The organism is Methylobacterium sp. Ger2507 (assembly GCF_055231875.1).
Genome location: NZ_JBUYVC010000001.1, coordinates 409,949 through 422,257, shown reverse-complemented (window position 1 = coordinate 422,257; position 12,309 = coordinate 409,949). Strand labels below are relative to the sequence as shown.

Below are 12,309 nucleotides of genomic sequence, written 5' to 3'. Positions count from 1 at the left end.
AACTCTCAGGACAAGGCCGCTCACCGGATGAACGAGGTCGACGCCCTCGAACTCGTGCGCGCCGCGATCTGGACCGTGATCGTCGCGGCCGGCCCGGCGATCGGCGCCGCGATGCTGATCGGCATCCTGGTGGCGCTGCTGCAGGCACTGACGCAGATCCAGGAGGTGACGCTCACCTTCGTGCCCAAGATCGTGGTGATCCTGCTGGTGCTTCTCGTCACCAGCTCGTTCATCGGCGCGCAGATCTACACCTTCGCCGAAGCCACCTACGGGCGCATCGTCACGGGGTTCTAGGCGAAGGCCGCGAGCCCGATCCCGGCCTCGTCCAGGCGAGCCCGGACCGCCCGCGCCATCGTCACCGCATGCGGGCTGTCGCCGTGGACGCAGACGGAGTCGATCCGCGTCGGCAGCAGCGTGCCGTCGGCCGTGAGGAGGCCGCCCGCCTGGACCATCGCCAGCACCCTCTCGGCCGCCACGGCCGCCTCCGCGATCAGGGCGCCGGGCCGGTCGCGCGGGATCAGTTGGCCGTCCTCGGTATAGCCGCGGTCGGCGAAGATTTCGGCATGCACCGAGAGGCCCGCCGCCTCGCCGGCCGCGACCTGGGCGGTGCGGGCGATGGCCAGGAGCCCGAGGGCAGGATCGACGGCCCGGACCGCGCGCGCGATGGCGTCGGCCACATCCCGCTCCGCCGCCGCCCGGTTGGCCAGCGCTCCGTGCGCCTTGACGTAGGTCAGGCGATGCCCGGCCAGGGCCGCCAGCGCCTGGGCTGCGCCGATCTGGTAGGCGACCTGCCGCTCGATCTCGGACGCGCTGAACGGCATCGGCCGCCGCCCGAAGCCGGCGAGATCGGGAAAGCCTGGATGTGCGCCCACGGCGACGCCGCGCGCCCGCGCCCCGGCGAAGGTCTCGGCCATGATCCCGGGGTCGCCCGCGTGGAACCCGCAGGCGACATTGGCCGAGGTGACGAGGTCGAGCATGGCCGCGTCGTCGCCGCAGCGATAGGCTCCAAAACCCTCTCCGAGATCGGCGTTCAAATCGATGGTCGGCATCCGGCGTCTCCTCGGCGGGGGCGATCCTAGCCCACCACGCCATCGATGAGGTTGGTGCCGAGCAGAAATTCCGAGGGGAACTCGGTGCGCACCAGGGGCGTGCGCACGATGGCCGGCTCCAGCGCCGCGCGCTCGGCCCGCCGCGCCGCCACCGCCTCGGATACGCCGACGGCGGCAAAGCGCAGGCGCGTGCCCGCCTGCGCCTGGGCGAGGCGACCGAGATCGGCGCCGATCACCGTGGCGATCTTCGGATAGCCCCCCGTGGGCTGGCGGTCGGCCATCAGCACCAGCGGCGCGCCCGAGCCCGGCACCTGGATGGCCCCCATGGCGATCCCGTCGGAGACGATGTCGTGGGTCCGGGCCGGAAGGGCGGGGCCTTCGAGAAAGCACGCCATGCGGTCGCCGCGCGGGCCGATCCGCCAGGGCCCGGCCAGGAAGGCCGCGAGGGTGGTGGCCTCAAAATGGTCGTCCTGCGGCCCAAGGATGACGCGGATCACCTTAGGGGGCCGGTCCAGCCAGGGGACCGCGAGAAGTGCCGGCTCGCCGATCCCCGCACGCGGATGCGTCACCCCCAAGGTGTCGCCGGCCTGGAGCGCTCGGCCGTGCAGGCCGCCGAGGCCCGACCGGGTGTGGGTCGCGGTCGAGCCCAGAACCGGCGCCACGGCGATGTCGCCCGCCACCGCGAGGCTGCTCCAGGCCCCGGCTCGCCCCGCCCGCAGGGTCAGGCGCGCCTCCGGCCGCAGGGTCAGGGCAACGGAACCGGGGAGGGGGCGTCCGTCGAGGTCGATGCGCAGGTCGCCCCCCGCCAGGGCGATGTCGACCGGCCCTCCCTCGACCGTGAGCGACAGCCCGCCCAGCGAGACCTCGATGGCGGTGGCGCCGAGGGGATTGTCGAGGGCGCGGTTGGCCGTGGCGTGGGCGAGCGGGTCCATCGGTCCGGCCGGCGTGATGCCGTAGCGCAGGGCGCCGTGGCGTCCGGCATCCTGGAGCGTGACCCCCGCGCCCGCGCCGAGGATGCACAGCCTGGCTTCCGCCATCATCCGTCCGCCCGCGCGATGATCTCGCCCCGGGCCGCCCGCGCGTCGAGGGCCGCGAAGGTGGCGACGTCGATCGCCTCGAAGCGCAGGGTGTCGCCGGGCTCGACCAGGAAGCTCCGTGGGCGGGCCTCGGAGAAGAGACGTTCGGGGGTGCGGCCGAGGACGTACCAGCCCGTAGGCATCGGGAGGGTCGCCACCGCCGCGAGGCCGCCGCCGATCAGGATCGCGCTGGCGGGATGGGGTGGACGCGGATGGCTTCGGCGCGGGATCGCCAGGGCCTCCGGCAGGCCGCCGAGATAGGCGAAGCCGGGCGCGAAGCCGTACATGTAAACCCGGTACCTGCCCCCGGTGTGCAGGTCGGCCACCTCGGCCGCCGGCCGCCCGACCCAGTCCGCGACCGCCTCGATATCCTCCGCGAGGGCCGGGTCGTAGCAGCAGGGCAGCGTCCAACCGCGGCCGATGCGCGGCGCCGCGCCGGCCGGTTCGAGCAACGTCGTCACCCGCGCCAGGAGGGTGTCGCGGTCGAGCACCAACGGATCGTAGTGGATCATCAGCGAGCGATAGGTCGGCACCGTCTCGCGCAGTCCGGGGATCGAATCCGCGTTCCGGGCCGCCTCCAGCGCCGCGTCCAGGGCGAGCACCCGGGCATTCAGCTCCGGGTCGACCCGCGCTCCGAACTCGACCACCAGGGCCGTCTCGCCGGCATCGCGGAACCGGACGGGGTCTGCTCCTGCTTCGGCCTGCGACACGGCGTGATCCCGATCCGCTTCAGGGGAGAATCCTGGTGTCTACGCCGGGTTTCACCGGCCCGATTTCTTCTGGCGCTGATAGGTCCGGATCGCCTGGGCGCAATCCGGCGAGAGCTTGCGGATGTTCTCTCGGAAACAGGCCTCGACCTCCGGTCCGCCGGGCGGATGCATACTGCAATGCTCGAGGTAGTCTCCCGTGCAGGAGAGCTTCAGCAACTCGCGGATCGGCGTCGCTTGGGCAAGGGCGCCGCTCGGCAAGAGGACGGCGCCGCTCGGCAAGAGGACGGCGCTGCTCGGCAAGAGGATGGCGCCGAGCAGAAGGAGCGTGGAGCTGATCTTGGGCATGGGTCGATGGAAACTTTCGAAGACGCGACGCGGATGTTGCTGGCCTGGGTTGAAGTCCCGAGCCTCAGCAACGCCCGCGCCGTCTTTAGCACGAGGTTGTCTTCGGAACGGAATCGTCGGCCTCCAGGCTGTCCTCGACCACATGCGTCTCCCCGTCGGGACCATGCGGTCGATCGATGGGTCGGACGCTTGCACGGAGGGGTGTCCGATCCGACCGCGTTCGCCTTCCCCAGGACGATCCGCCCTCGCCCCGTCCTTTCTGAGGGAAGCCGCAGATCCCGTTCCTGACGGTGGCAGCCCTGATGCGATCCTCGCGCAAGCTTGCGCAGCGAAAAGCCCGTATCGGTTCACGGGGGTTGAGTATCCGCCATGGCGGCAAGCGCCACGATTGCAGGAGAGCGCCGGTCCCAGCGGGACATCGGCTTCGCGGCGGGCATCGTCGCCATCCTGGCGATCCTGTTCCTGCCGGTGCCGGCGATCCTGCTCGATGTCGGGCTCGCCTTCTCGATCGCCCTGTCGGTGCTGATCCTGATGGTGGCGCTGTGGATCAAGAAGCCGCTCGAGTTCTCGGCCTTTCCGACCGTCCTTCTCATTGCCACCCTGCTGCGGCTGGCGCTCGGCATCGCCACCACCCGGCTGATCCTGGCCAACGGCCAGCACGGCGTGGCGGCGGCCGGTCACGTCATCCAGGGCTTCTCACAGTTCGTGATGAGCGGCGACTTCGTTATCGGCATCGTGGTCTTCCTGATCCTGATCACGGTGAACTTCCTCGTCATCACCAAGGGCGCGACCCGCATCGCGGAAGTCGGCGCGCGCTTCACGCTCGACGCGATCCCCGGCAAGCAGATGGCGATCGACGCCGATCTCAATGCCGGGCTCATCGACGACAAGGAAGCCCAGCACCGCCGCCGCGAACTGGAGGAGGAGAGCGCCTTCTTCGGCTCCATGGACGGCGCCTCGAAGTTCGTGCGCGGCGAGGCCATCGCCTCCCTCATCACCATCGCCGTCAACGTCTTCGGCGGCATCATCATCGGCACCACCCGTCACGGCATGCCGCTGGGCCAGGCGGCCGACGTCTTCACCAAGCTCTCGGTCGGCGACGGCCTCGTCTCGCAGATCCCGGCCCTGATCGTTTCGCTGGCCGCCGGCCTGCTGGTCTCCAAGGGCGGCACGCGCGGCACGGCCGAGCAGGCGGTGCTCGGCCAGCTCGGCGCCTATCCCCGCGCCCTGTGGGTCGCCTCGGCGCTGATGTCGATGTTCGCCCTGGTGCCGGGCCTGCCGTTCCTGCCCTTCATGGTCCTGTCCGGGCTGATGGCCTTCACCGCCTACGCCATTCCGCGCCGGCTCGCCGCCCAGCAGGCTCTGGTCGATGCCAAGACCGCCGATGAAGAGGAGAAGAAGCAGATCGCGGTCCGCGAATCCGTCAAGGAATCGCTGAAGACCCCGGAGATCGAGCTGTGCCTCGGACGCCAGATCTCGGCTCAGATTCAGGGCGGGCAATCCGAGCTGTCGCACCGGGTCGCCAAGATGCGCCGCAAGTTCGCACGCCAGTACGGCTTCGTGGTGCCGGACATCAAGCTGACCGACAGCCTCGCTGTGCCGCCGAAATCCTACCAGATCCTGATCCACGGCACCGTGGTGGCGACCCAGGAGCTGCGGCCCGGTGAACTGCTCGTGGTGGTGGGCGACGGGCCGGTGCCGGACGTGCCGAGCGACGAGGTACGGGAACCCGCCTTCGGCATGAAGGCGCGCTGGGTGCTCGACGCCTATGCGGGCGAGGTCCGGCGCGGCGGCTTCGAACCCATCGACGGTTCGTCCGTGCTGCTGACCCATCTGTCCGAAGTCATCCGCAACAACCTGCCGACGCTGCTGTCCTACAAGGACATGCGCAACCTGCTCGACCGCCTCGACCCCGAGTACAAGCGCCTGCTCGACGAGATCTGCCCGTCGCAGATCTCCTATTCGGGCCTGCAGGCGGTGCTCAAGTTGCTGCTCTCCGAGCGGGTGTCGATCCGCAACCTGCACCTCATCCTGGAGGCGGTGGCCGAGATCACGCCCCATGCCCGCCGGGCCGAGCAGATCGCCGAGCATGTCCGCATGCGTATCGCCCAGCAGATCTGCGGCGACCTGGCCGAGAACGGCGTTCTGGCGGTGCTGCGCCTGGGGAGCGCCTGGGACCTTTCCTTCCACCAGAGCCTGAAGCGCGACGGGAAGGGCGAGGTCATCGAGTTCGACATCGACCCGCGCTTGGTGGAGCAGTTCGGCACCGAGGCCTCCGAAGCCATCCGCAAGCAGATGCGCGAGACCCGCAACTTCGCTCTCGTCACCGCGCCGGACGCCCGCCCCTACGTGCGCATGATCATCGAGCGGCTCTATCCGACGCTGGCCGTGCTCTCGCACCTGGAGATCGCCCGCGGCGTCGAGATCCGCTCCCTCGGGACGATCTCGTGACGGTGCTGTCGGCCGCGAGTCTGTTCGCGCCCGAGAGTTTCCTGGGCGTGTTCCTGATCTTCTGCCGCGTCGGCGCCTGCCTCCTGGTCGTCCCGGGCTTCTCCAGCCCCCGCGTTCCGGCGCAGGTCCGCCTCCTGATCTCGCTCGCGGTCTCGCTCGCCCTGACTCCGCTGCTGCTGCCGCTGTTCCAGGGCAAGCTCTCCGCGCAGGATCCCGGCGCGACCTTCGGCTGGATCGTCACCGAGAGCCTGACCGGCCTCGTCCTCGGCTTCCTCGGTCGGATCTACTACGTGGTCCTCGAGACCGTGGTGAACGCCGCCGCCACCATGGTGGGCTTCGGCGGCATGCCGGGCTCCGTTGCCGAGGGCATGGACCCGGTGCCGGCCGTCGAGGCGATGATCATGATGGCGGCGGCCGCCCTGCTGTTCGCCGCCGACCTGCATTGGGAGCTGTTTCGCGGCCTGATCGATTCCTACGGCCGTATCCCGCCCGGCGAGGGTATCGGCTCGCAGGTCGCCCTGGTGCGCATCGTCGATCAGGTGACCACGGCCTTCGTCCTCGGCCTGCGCATCACCGCGCCGTTCCTCGTCTACGCGGTGGCGGTGAATCTCGCGGCCGGATTCATCAACAAGCTCGTGCCGCAGATCCCGGTCTACTTCATCGCCACGCCGTTCATCATGGCAGGGGGGCTGATGCTGCTGTACCTGATCAGCAACGAATTCCTGATGCAGTTCGTGATGGGCTACTTCGACTACCTGCGCCGGGGCTGAGACCATGACCACCCGCCTTCGCCTCGTCCGCGCCCAGCGCCTGCTCAAGGTCCAGGAGCAGATGCGGAGCCTCGCCGAGCGCGATCTCGCCGACGCCCGCGCGAAGGCCGCCGGGATCGAGGCCGACCGGGCCGCCCTGCTGACGACACTCGCCGGCGAGACCATGCAGGGCCTGTTCCTGGACGCCGCGTCCCGTCGCCTGCGCGGTCTCGCCTGCGAGGCGACCGAAATCGCCGCGACCTCGACGCGACTGTCTGAAATACTGCGCGCCCGGGGCCTCGCCGAAAAGCGCACCGCGCGGCAGGCCGAAAGCCTCGCGAAGCTCCGCACCCAAGAGCGCGAGCAGCACGCTCTGCAGGAGCAACTCGACCTCATGGTCGCCCGCGCCGGCCACGCCCCGGACTGATCGCCGCCACGACGCAAGCCTGCCGAAAGCCACGGCGTCTAAGCCCCTGAACGATCGGCCCCTCGAACCCGACCGGCGCCCGCCATGAGCATCTCTCCACCGACCGACATCGTCCTCGACGTGGCCCGCGCCGCCGATCCGGGCCGCGTGCAGGAGGCAGCCGCCAAGCTGTCGGCTCCGGGAGCCGATCCTGCGGCCTTCGGTGATGCTTACCGCATGGCCGGCGTCTCGGTGCACATGCCCCTCGATGCACGCGGGACGCTGACCGCCCTGCAGACCGACAACGCGGTCTCGGGAGCCGGCAAGGCGGGCGATCCCTACAAGCAGTTCGAAGCGTTCGTTCTGCGCCAGTTCGTCGAGACCATGATGCCGTCGAAGTCCAACGCCGTTTTCGGCAAGGGCAATGCCGGCGGGATCTGGAAATCGATGCTGGCGGATCAGGTCGGTACGCAGGTGGCCAAGGCCGGCGGCCTCGGTATCGCGAAGATGCTTGAGGCGGCCCGTCCGCTGCACCCGGCGGCCCCCTCCAATGCTTTGTCCAACAAGACCTCCGAGATCTGAACGACCATGCTGCTCGCATCCCTGAAGCGCCTCGAAGCGACCGTCGCGGCCGAGACCGAAGCGCTCCTGGCGCATCGCCCGATCGATCAGGAGGCGGTGAACCGGCGCAAGAGCCAGAGCCTGCTCGAACTTACACGCCTGACGCGCGGCCTTGATCCTGCCGAGCTCGAGCCGCCGCTGTTGGATCAGCTCCTGCGCCTGCGCGGGGTCCTGGAGCGCAACCAGGACGTCGTGGGACTGCATCTGCGTGCCGTCGAGGAGATCTCCGGCATCGTCGCGGACACCCTCCGCGATGCCGAATCCGATGGCACCTATTCCGGCCACGTCCGACGCTGAGGCCTGCACCCCGTCATGCGCATCCTCGTCACCGGCCTGTGGATCTGCGGCCTCACCATCCTGTCCTGCTACGGCGCCGTGACCTGGGGTGCCGGGCTGTTCGCCAAGAAGGCCGAGCCGTATCTTGAAGGACTTCAGTATCAAAAACTAGCACCCATCAATGTTCCGATGGTGGTCGACGGTAAGGTGCAGGGATACATCATTGCCGTCTTGGTGTTCACCGCCGATGCGCGCCTGATGCATACGCTTTCGGTGCCACCAAATGCCTTCGTGATCGATGAAACATTCCGGCAAATCTACACAGACCCGGCGATCGATTTCAAACGGCTGTCCCGTTACAACGTCACCCAGCGCCTTGCCGAGATCCGTAAACAGGTCAATCTCCGTCTCGGATCGGATGTGGTGAAGGACGTGCTGGTGGAGGAGTTCAACTTCGTCGCCAAGCGCGAGGTCCGCTCGTAGCGGCGGCCGCTCAGTCCTCCGATAGCAGGCGGCCGAAGGCGGCCTCCTCCAGCAACGCCGTGAGCCGCTGGTCGGCGTCGGCATCGGCCGCCAGGGCGAGGCCACCGCAGACCGCGCCGGCGCCCGCGAAGGCATAGCCAAGCATGCTCGTCGGCTGGAGCCCGCCGGACGCGGCCGTGACGAAGCCCCTGAGGGCGCCGGGATGGGCGTTGCAGCCGTTGCGGAGGGTGAGGCCGGCGCTGCGCCCGGTGATCGCCACCGGAGACAGGGAGAGGCGATGCCGGCCGGACTGCGCCATCGCGCGGCGCGGACCCGCCAGGGCCACCAGGATTCCGGGCGACAGGTGGGCCGCGGCCTCGAAGGCGAGGGGACCGCCGGGGCCGGTGAAACGGTCCAGCACCACGAGTCCGGAGAGGTCGTCGAGCACCAGGAAGACCCGGCGGTGGGCGATGTCCGGCCCGTACCCCTGGGTGGCGAGGCGATGGACGGTGGCGCCGATCAGGCGCTCGGCCCCGAGGTAAAGCGTTGATCCGGCTGTGGTTTCGCGGTGCTGAAGGGTCGCCGTGTTGTGGCCGGCGGCCGAGAGCAGGTGGTGGCGGGCGGCCCCGGTCTCGACCTGGGACGAGCCGCCGGCCTCCACGATCCAGCGCACGCCCTCGCAGGCATAGGTGAAGGAACCGGCGTCGCGATGGCCCGGGCCGGGCCCCTGGCCCTGGCTGGCGAAGGTGCAGGCGAAGTGGCCCCAGCCCCGGCCGGGGGCGTCGTGGCGCTGCGCGATCAGGCCCGCGATCGGGTCGATCCGGCCCGTCGCGGGCTCGGAAACGACGCGCGGTATACCAGGACGGTCGCGTCGAGGTCGCGGGGTTTCCGACCAGCGTTCGGCGACGAGTGCGCGTCCGGCTTCCGCGCCGAGGCGACCGATCCAGCCGGCCGCATCCTCGCCGTGCGGCGCGTCCCCGAACGGCGGCAGCCGACCGCTCGGATCGAGCAGTCCGGCGAGGCTCGGCAGGCCGGCCGCCACGGCCCGGTCGAGGCGGTCCTTCAGGGCCGATTCGGCGGCGTCGTCGGAGTCGAGGGCGAGGCCGAGGGCGCGCAGCAGGGTCAGGAGTTCGAGGCGCTGGTGCAGCGACGGGTCGGAGAACCGGCCCGATGCATCGAGGAGCGGGGCGAGGCCGGTGTCGAGGGCGGCGCGGGCCAGGGACAGCCAGTGGCCGGCGAGGGGCAGCAGCGGCAGGGCGCGGGCGACGAGCCACAGCGTCGCCGCCGCCTGGATCTGGTGGATCGAGCGACCGAAGGTGTTCTGCCCGGTGATCTCCGCCAGCGCGAAGCCGTGGCGCACCACCTCGCCGGTGAGCGTGAGGGCGGCCGGGCCGCCGGGCTTGCCGGCCCGCGCCAGCAGGCGCACGAAGGTCTCGGTTCGCGCGGCCAGCGCCGCCGGATGCAGGGCGAGGCCGTCGGTGGGCGCGCCCCAGGGGTTGGCCCGCGACCAGGACAGGGCGAGCGCCAGGGCGGCACCGCCGCCGCCGGGCGCCTCGGCGAGGGCGCCGAGCCAGGCCAGCGACTGGTACTCGAGGCGCCAGGGCACCGAGCGGAACGGGTCCTCGCGCCAGTCCGGCGCCTCCGGCACGGTCCAGGCCGGATGGCCGGCGAGGCGCAGCGCCCGGTCGAGGCCGAGGGCGCGATGGCCCTCGCCGCGCTGGATCGCGCGGGCGCGGGCGAGCACCGGGGGCAGGGCCGCCACCGCCTCGGGCTGCGGGCACCAGCCCGCGAAGGCGGCGCCGGGCAGCGACAGGCGCTCGGCCAGACGGGCGAGAAAGTCGGTCGGGCCGAGAAGGTCGTCGGCGCCCAGGCTCTCCAGCCGCAGGCGATCCTCCAGCGCCACCTCCGGCGGGGCGAGGAGTTCCACCGCCGGCCCGTCCGCCTCCCAGGTGGCGAAGCCGACCGAAACCCGCGCCGCCCCGGCGGGGGGCTGCAGCTCCAGGGTGAAGCGCCGGGCCTGCTGGTGGGCGGAGAGGTCGATCAGCGCCCCGAGCCCCGGCACCGAGATCGTTCCGGGATAGGGCGGCGCCAGATCCGCGCCCTGGCGGTCGCGGTAGACGATGCGCGCCAGGGCGGCGTGGGCGCCGGGATGCGGCGTGTAGAGCTGGCCGCGCAAAACGAGGCCGCCGCCCGGCACCAGGGCGTGGTCGATCCAGGCCGGCTCCGGCCCGAGCCGGTGCCGCACCCGGGGGATCAGGGCCGGCGAGGGCGCCAGCTGCGGCCCCTGGGCGAGGCTGGCCTCCGAGACCGTGAAGGGCGCGCTGTTGCGCCAGGAGCGGAGGGTGACGGTGAGGCGGGTGGCCGGGGCCGGGACCCGGAAGGCGAGGTGGATGCGCCCGGCCCGCGCGCCCTGCATCTCCGGCGGCAGGGTGGCGGGGCCGGCGATCCAGGTGCCGTGCGGATCGAGCAGCGTCCGGTCGAGCCCGGGCACGTGGTCGAAATCGAGGCTCGACCCGTCCTCGGCCAGGAAATCGATCCCCACCAGGGCGAAGTCGAGGGCCGAGCCGGCGGTCTCCTCCGGCGCCCAGCCGAGCTGGAAGCCGAGATGGCACCACGCCTCCGGCACCAGCCCCCCGAAGGGCAGCACCACCCGCGACCAGCGGTTCTTGGCCGGAACCCAGTGCGCGTTCTCCTCCGGCCCGACGCTCGCCCCGCCGGCATAGCGGGCCGCGTCGGGCAGCAGGACCCGAAGGCCGGGCACGCGCGCCTCGCTCACGGGGCGGACCGGACGGAGACGGGGGGAGGGGACATCGGCACAGTGGGGCGTGGGGTGCGGAACAGAGGGGGCCGATTTGTTGTTCTGTGGCGCCCCGGTGACGGTGCGATAGGGCCACTGAGGGGGTGGGGCCACGCTGTGTCAAGCAGGGTGACCTGCAAGAGAGATCGCCGTCCCCATCGGGTCAGATTTTCAGCGCAAGCGATTGTCCGACGCCGTGACGCTGTGCGGTGTTTCGGGCGGGATGATGCGATGGGATCAAGGCAAGCACCTGCCCTGAGGTGAAGTGAGGGGTTTAGCGGGCCACAACTCATCAAAGCTGCGAGGCTGTACGATCACAAGGCAGGCGTAATCCGGTGCGTATCCGCCCGCTGTGGCATTGAATGAATCAGCATCTGGTAGGCGGAACAAACGGTCGTTTTCTCTACTCGTCTGGGCCTTGCGTCTCCCACATGGCCTCGGCTTCGATGATCGCCATCGGGTCTGTTGTCCTAGCCGGATGTTTGCCGCGGCGAAGAGCGAGCCACTACGCCTTGAACCGCTTGCGCAGGGCGTCGTTCGCGCGGGTCTGCCAACCCGGCCCACTCGCCCGCATCGCCTCGACCAAATCTCCGTCCAGGCGCAATGTGACCTGTCGCTTAGGGCTGTCGGAAGGCGGCCGGCCGCGACCCCGCTTGAGCAACTCGACGCCGTCGCCGGGCACGGCCCGGCTCATCATCTCGTCAGTCAGCTCCGGAATCTCATCGTACTCTTCGGCGGTGATCTCGTGAGAGTCCACCCTGGCGAGGTCGGTTGCCCCAATCCCCCTAACGGAGGAGCGAAGCGTATTTCTTTTGCTCGCGATCATTGGCCTTCCTCATCGAAAAAACATGGCGATCCTCGCCGCGCGGCGTCCAGCACACCACCACCATCCGGCCGATCAGCAGGCCGACCGTGACGAGGCGTTCCTCGCCGTATTCCTGTCGGTCGTCGAGGACGGTGACGAGGGAGCTGGCAAACACCTCGGATGCCAGCGCGAAATCGCGGCCGCGCTCGGTCAACGCCTTATCTCTTTTCGCGGGGTGGAAGGTCTCCACCATTGCTTATGTGTAACCACATAAATTCTCGCGTCAACGATTATTTGGAGTTACGCAAATATTACCGCTCGTTGGCTACGACGCCAAGGGTCGCTTGCTGCCCCGGCGTGAACCGAGCTGCCCTAGCGGGCGGCGGATGAGCGATTGCGTGCACCCGTCGGGAATACGTTTGGGTTCGATCAAACGACCGTAAACCTGACGCTCAAACCCGTTAGGAAAAGCTGATTGGAAATCATAAGTTTGGTTCTGAACGCAACACGGTCGGGCCGGTACGGGGCTGTCCGCAAAGACTAGCTCGCTCTCGCTAGCGTG

14 protein-coding genes are annotated in these 12,309 nt (G+C 69.9%); 7 read left to right on the top strand and 7 right to left on the bottom strand.

The window, feature by feature from the left end:
• Positions 1-27 precede the first annotated feature (27 nt).
• Positions 28-294: a flagellar biosynthetic protein FliQ gene (locus ACV7NL_RS02000; protein WP_056181443.1), complete on the top strand. Its 267-nt coding sequence runs from the start codon at positions 28-30 to the stop codon at positions 292-294.
• Here ACV7NL_RS02000 and ACV7NL_RS01995 read toward each other — a convergent pair.
• From ACV7NL_RS01995 to ACV7NL_RS01980, 4 genes are read right to left on the bottom strand one after another with little or no spacing between them, the layout of a single operon-like run.
• Positions 291-1,049, bottom strand: a complete 759-nt coding sequence (locus ACV7NL_RS01995; RefSeq protein ID WP_056181440.1) for a LamB/YcsF family protein — start codon at positions 1,047-1,049, stop codon at positions 291-293. The two genes, ACV7NL_RS02000 and ACV7NL_RS01995, sit on opposite strands and share 4 nt — an antisense overlap.
• A gap of 26 nt (positions 1,050-1,075) precedes the next feature.
• The gene (locus ACV7NL_RS01990) at positions 1,076-2,086 is read right to left on the bottom strand and encodes a 5-oxoprolinase subunit C family protein (RefSeq protein WP_056484913.1); all 1,011 of its coding nucleotides are present in this window, start codon (positions 2,084-2,086) and stop codon (positions 1,076-1,078) included.
• On the bottom strand, positions 2,086-2,835 hold the full coding sequence (locus ACV7NL_RS01985; protein WP_056484911.1) for a 5-oxoprolinase subunit B family protein: 750 nt from the start codon (positions 2,833-2,835) through the stop codon (positions 2,086-2,088). The genes ACV7NL_RS01990 and ACV7NL_RS01985 overlap by 1 nt, the downstream gene beginning before the upstream one ends.
• Before the next feature lie 51 nt (positions 2,836-2,886).
• Positions 2,887-3,180, bottom strand: coding sequence for a hypothetical protein (locus ACV7NL_RS01980; RefSeq protein WP_244476966.1), 294 nt, complete (start codon positions 3,178-3,180; stop codon positions 2,887-2,889).
• 369 nt (positions 3,181-3,549) lie between these two features.
• On the opposite strand from ACV7NL_RS01980, the gene flhA reads away from it, so the two are divergent.
• The 6 genes from flhA to ACV7NL_RS01950 all read left to right on the top strand — a co-directional run bounded on the left by flhA (position 3,550) and on the right by ACV7NL_RS01950 (position 8,166).
• Positions 3,550-5,631 (top strand): flagellar biosynthesis protein FlhA, encoded by a 2,082-nt coding sequence (gene flhA, locus ACV7NL_RS01975; protein WP_056181430.1) that lies wholly within the window; start codon positions 3,550-3,552, stop codon positions 5,629-5,631.
• Complete coding sequence (fliR, locus tag ACV7NL_RS01970; RefSeq protein ID WP_244476965.1) at positions 5,628-6,401, top strand: flagellar biosynthesis protein FliR; 774 nt, start codon at positions 5,628-5,630, stop codon at positions 6,399-6,401. Before flhA ends, fliR begins: the two co-directional genes overlap by 4 nt.
• Before the next feature lie 4 nt (positions 6,402-6,405).
• Complete coding sequence (locus ACV7NL_RS01965) at positions 6,406-6,807, top strand: hypothetical protein (protein WP_463354776.1); 402 nt, start codon at positions 6,406-6,408, stop codon at positions 6,805-6,807.
• Between the two features lie 84 nt (positions 6,808-6,891).
• On the top strand, positions 6,892-7,368 hold the full coding sequence (locus ACV7NL_RS01960; protein ID WP_056181421.1) for a rod-binding protein: 477 nt from the start codon (positions 6,892-6,894) through the stop codon (positions 7,366-7,368).
• Positions 7,369-7,374: 6 nt separating this feature from the next.
• Positions 7,375-7,704, top strand: a complete 330-nt coding sequence (locus ACV7NL_RS01955; RefSeq protein ID WP_056181418.1) for a hypothetical protein — start codon at positions 7,375-7,377, stop codon at positions 7,702-7,704.
• 15 nt (positions 7,705-7,719) lie between these two features.
• Positions 7,720-8,166: a hypothetical protein gene (locus ACV7NL_RS01950; RefSeq protein WP_056181417.1), complete on the top strand. Its 447-nt coding sequence runs from the start codon at positions 7,720-7,722 to the stop codon at positions 8,164-8,166.
• Between the two features lie 10 nt (positions 8,167-8,176).
• Here the strand turns inward: ACV7NL_RS01950 and ACV7NL_RS01945 are convergent, their stop codons facing one another.
• The 3 genes from ACV7NL_RS01945 to ACV7NL_RS01935 form a co-directional block, all read right to left on the bottom strand.
• A complete protein-coding gene (locus tag ACV7NL_RS01945; RefSeq protein ID WP_463354775.1) occupies positions 8,177-10,921 on the bottom strand; it encodes a heparinase II/III domain-containing protein in 2,745 nt (914 codons plus the stop codon).
• Between the two features lie 526 nt (positions 10,922-11,447).
• Positions 11,448-11,699, bottom strand: coding sequence for a BrnA antitoxin family protein (locus ACV7NL_RS01940; RefSeq protein ID WP_056181414.1), 252 nt, complete (start codon positions 11,697-11,699; stop codon positions 11,448-11,450).
• Between the two features lie 28 nt (positions 11,700-11,727).
• Positions 11,728-12,000, bottom strand: a complete 273-nt coding sequence (locus ACV7NL_RS01935; protein ID WP_056181408.1) for a BrnT family toxin — start codon at positions 11,998-12,000, stop codon at positions 11,728-11,730.
• Between the last annotated feature and the right edge of the window lie 309 nt (positions 12,001-12,309).

Excerpts from the sequence above, each read along its gene's own strand:
- ACV7NL_RS02000 (WP_056181443.1), top strand. The coding sequence starts at position 28 with ATGAACGAGGTCGACGCCCTCGAACTCGTGCGCGCCGCGATCTGGACC.
- ACV7NL_RS01995 (WP_056181440.1), bottom strand. The coding sequence starts at position 1,049 with ATGCCGACCATCGATTTGAACGCCGATCTCGGAGAGGGTTTTGGAGCC.
- ACV7NL_RS01990 (WP_056484913.1), bottom strand. The coding sequence starts at position 2,086 with ATGGCGGAAGCCAGGCTGTGCATCCTCGGCGCGGGCGCGGGGGTCACG.
- ACV7NL_RS01980 (WP_244476966.1), bottom strand. The coding sequence starts at position 3,180 with ATGCCCAAGATCAGCTCCACGCTCCTTCTGCTCGGCGCCATCCTCTTG.
- flhA (WP_056181430.1), top strand. The coding sequence starts at position 3,550 with ATGGCGGCAAGCGCCACGATTGCAGGAGAGCGCCGGTCCCAGCGGGAC.
- ACV7NL_RS01965 (WP_463354776.1), top strand. The coding sequence starts at position 6,406 with ATGACCACCCGCCTTCGCCTCGTCCGCGCCCAGCGCCTGCTCAAGGTC.
- ACV7NL_RS01960 (WP_056181421.1), top strand. The coding sequence starts at position 6,892 with ATGAGCATCTCTCCACCGACCGACATCGTCCTCGACGTGGCCCGCGCC.
- ACV7NL_RS01955 (WP_056181418.1), top strand. The coding sequence starts at position 7,375 with ATGCTGCTCGCATCCCTGAAGCGCCTCGAAGCGACCGTCGCGGCCGAG.
- ACV7NL_RS01950 (WP_056181417.1), top strand. The coding sequence starts at position 7,720 with ATGCGCATCCTCGTCACCGGCCTGTGGATCTGCGGCCTCACCATCCTG.
- ACV7NL_RS01935 (WP_056181408.1), bottom strand. The coding sequence starts at position 12,000 with ATGGTGGAGACCTTCCACCCCGCGAAAAGAGATAAGGCGTTGACCGAG.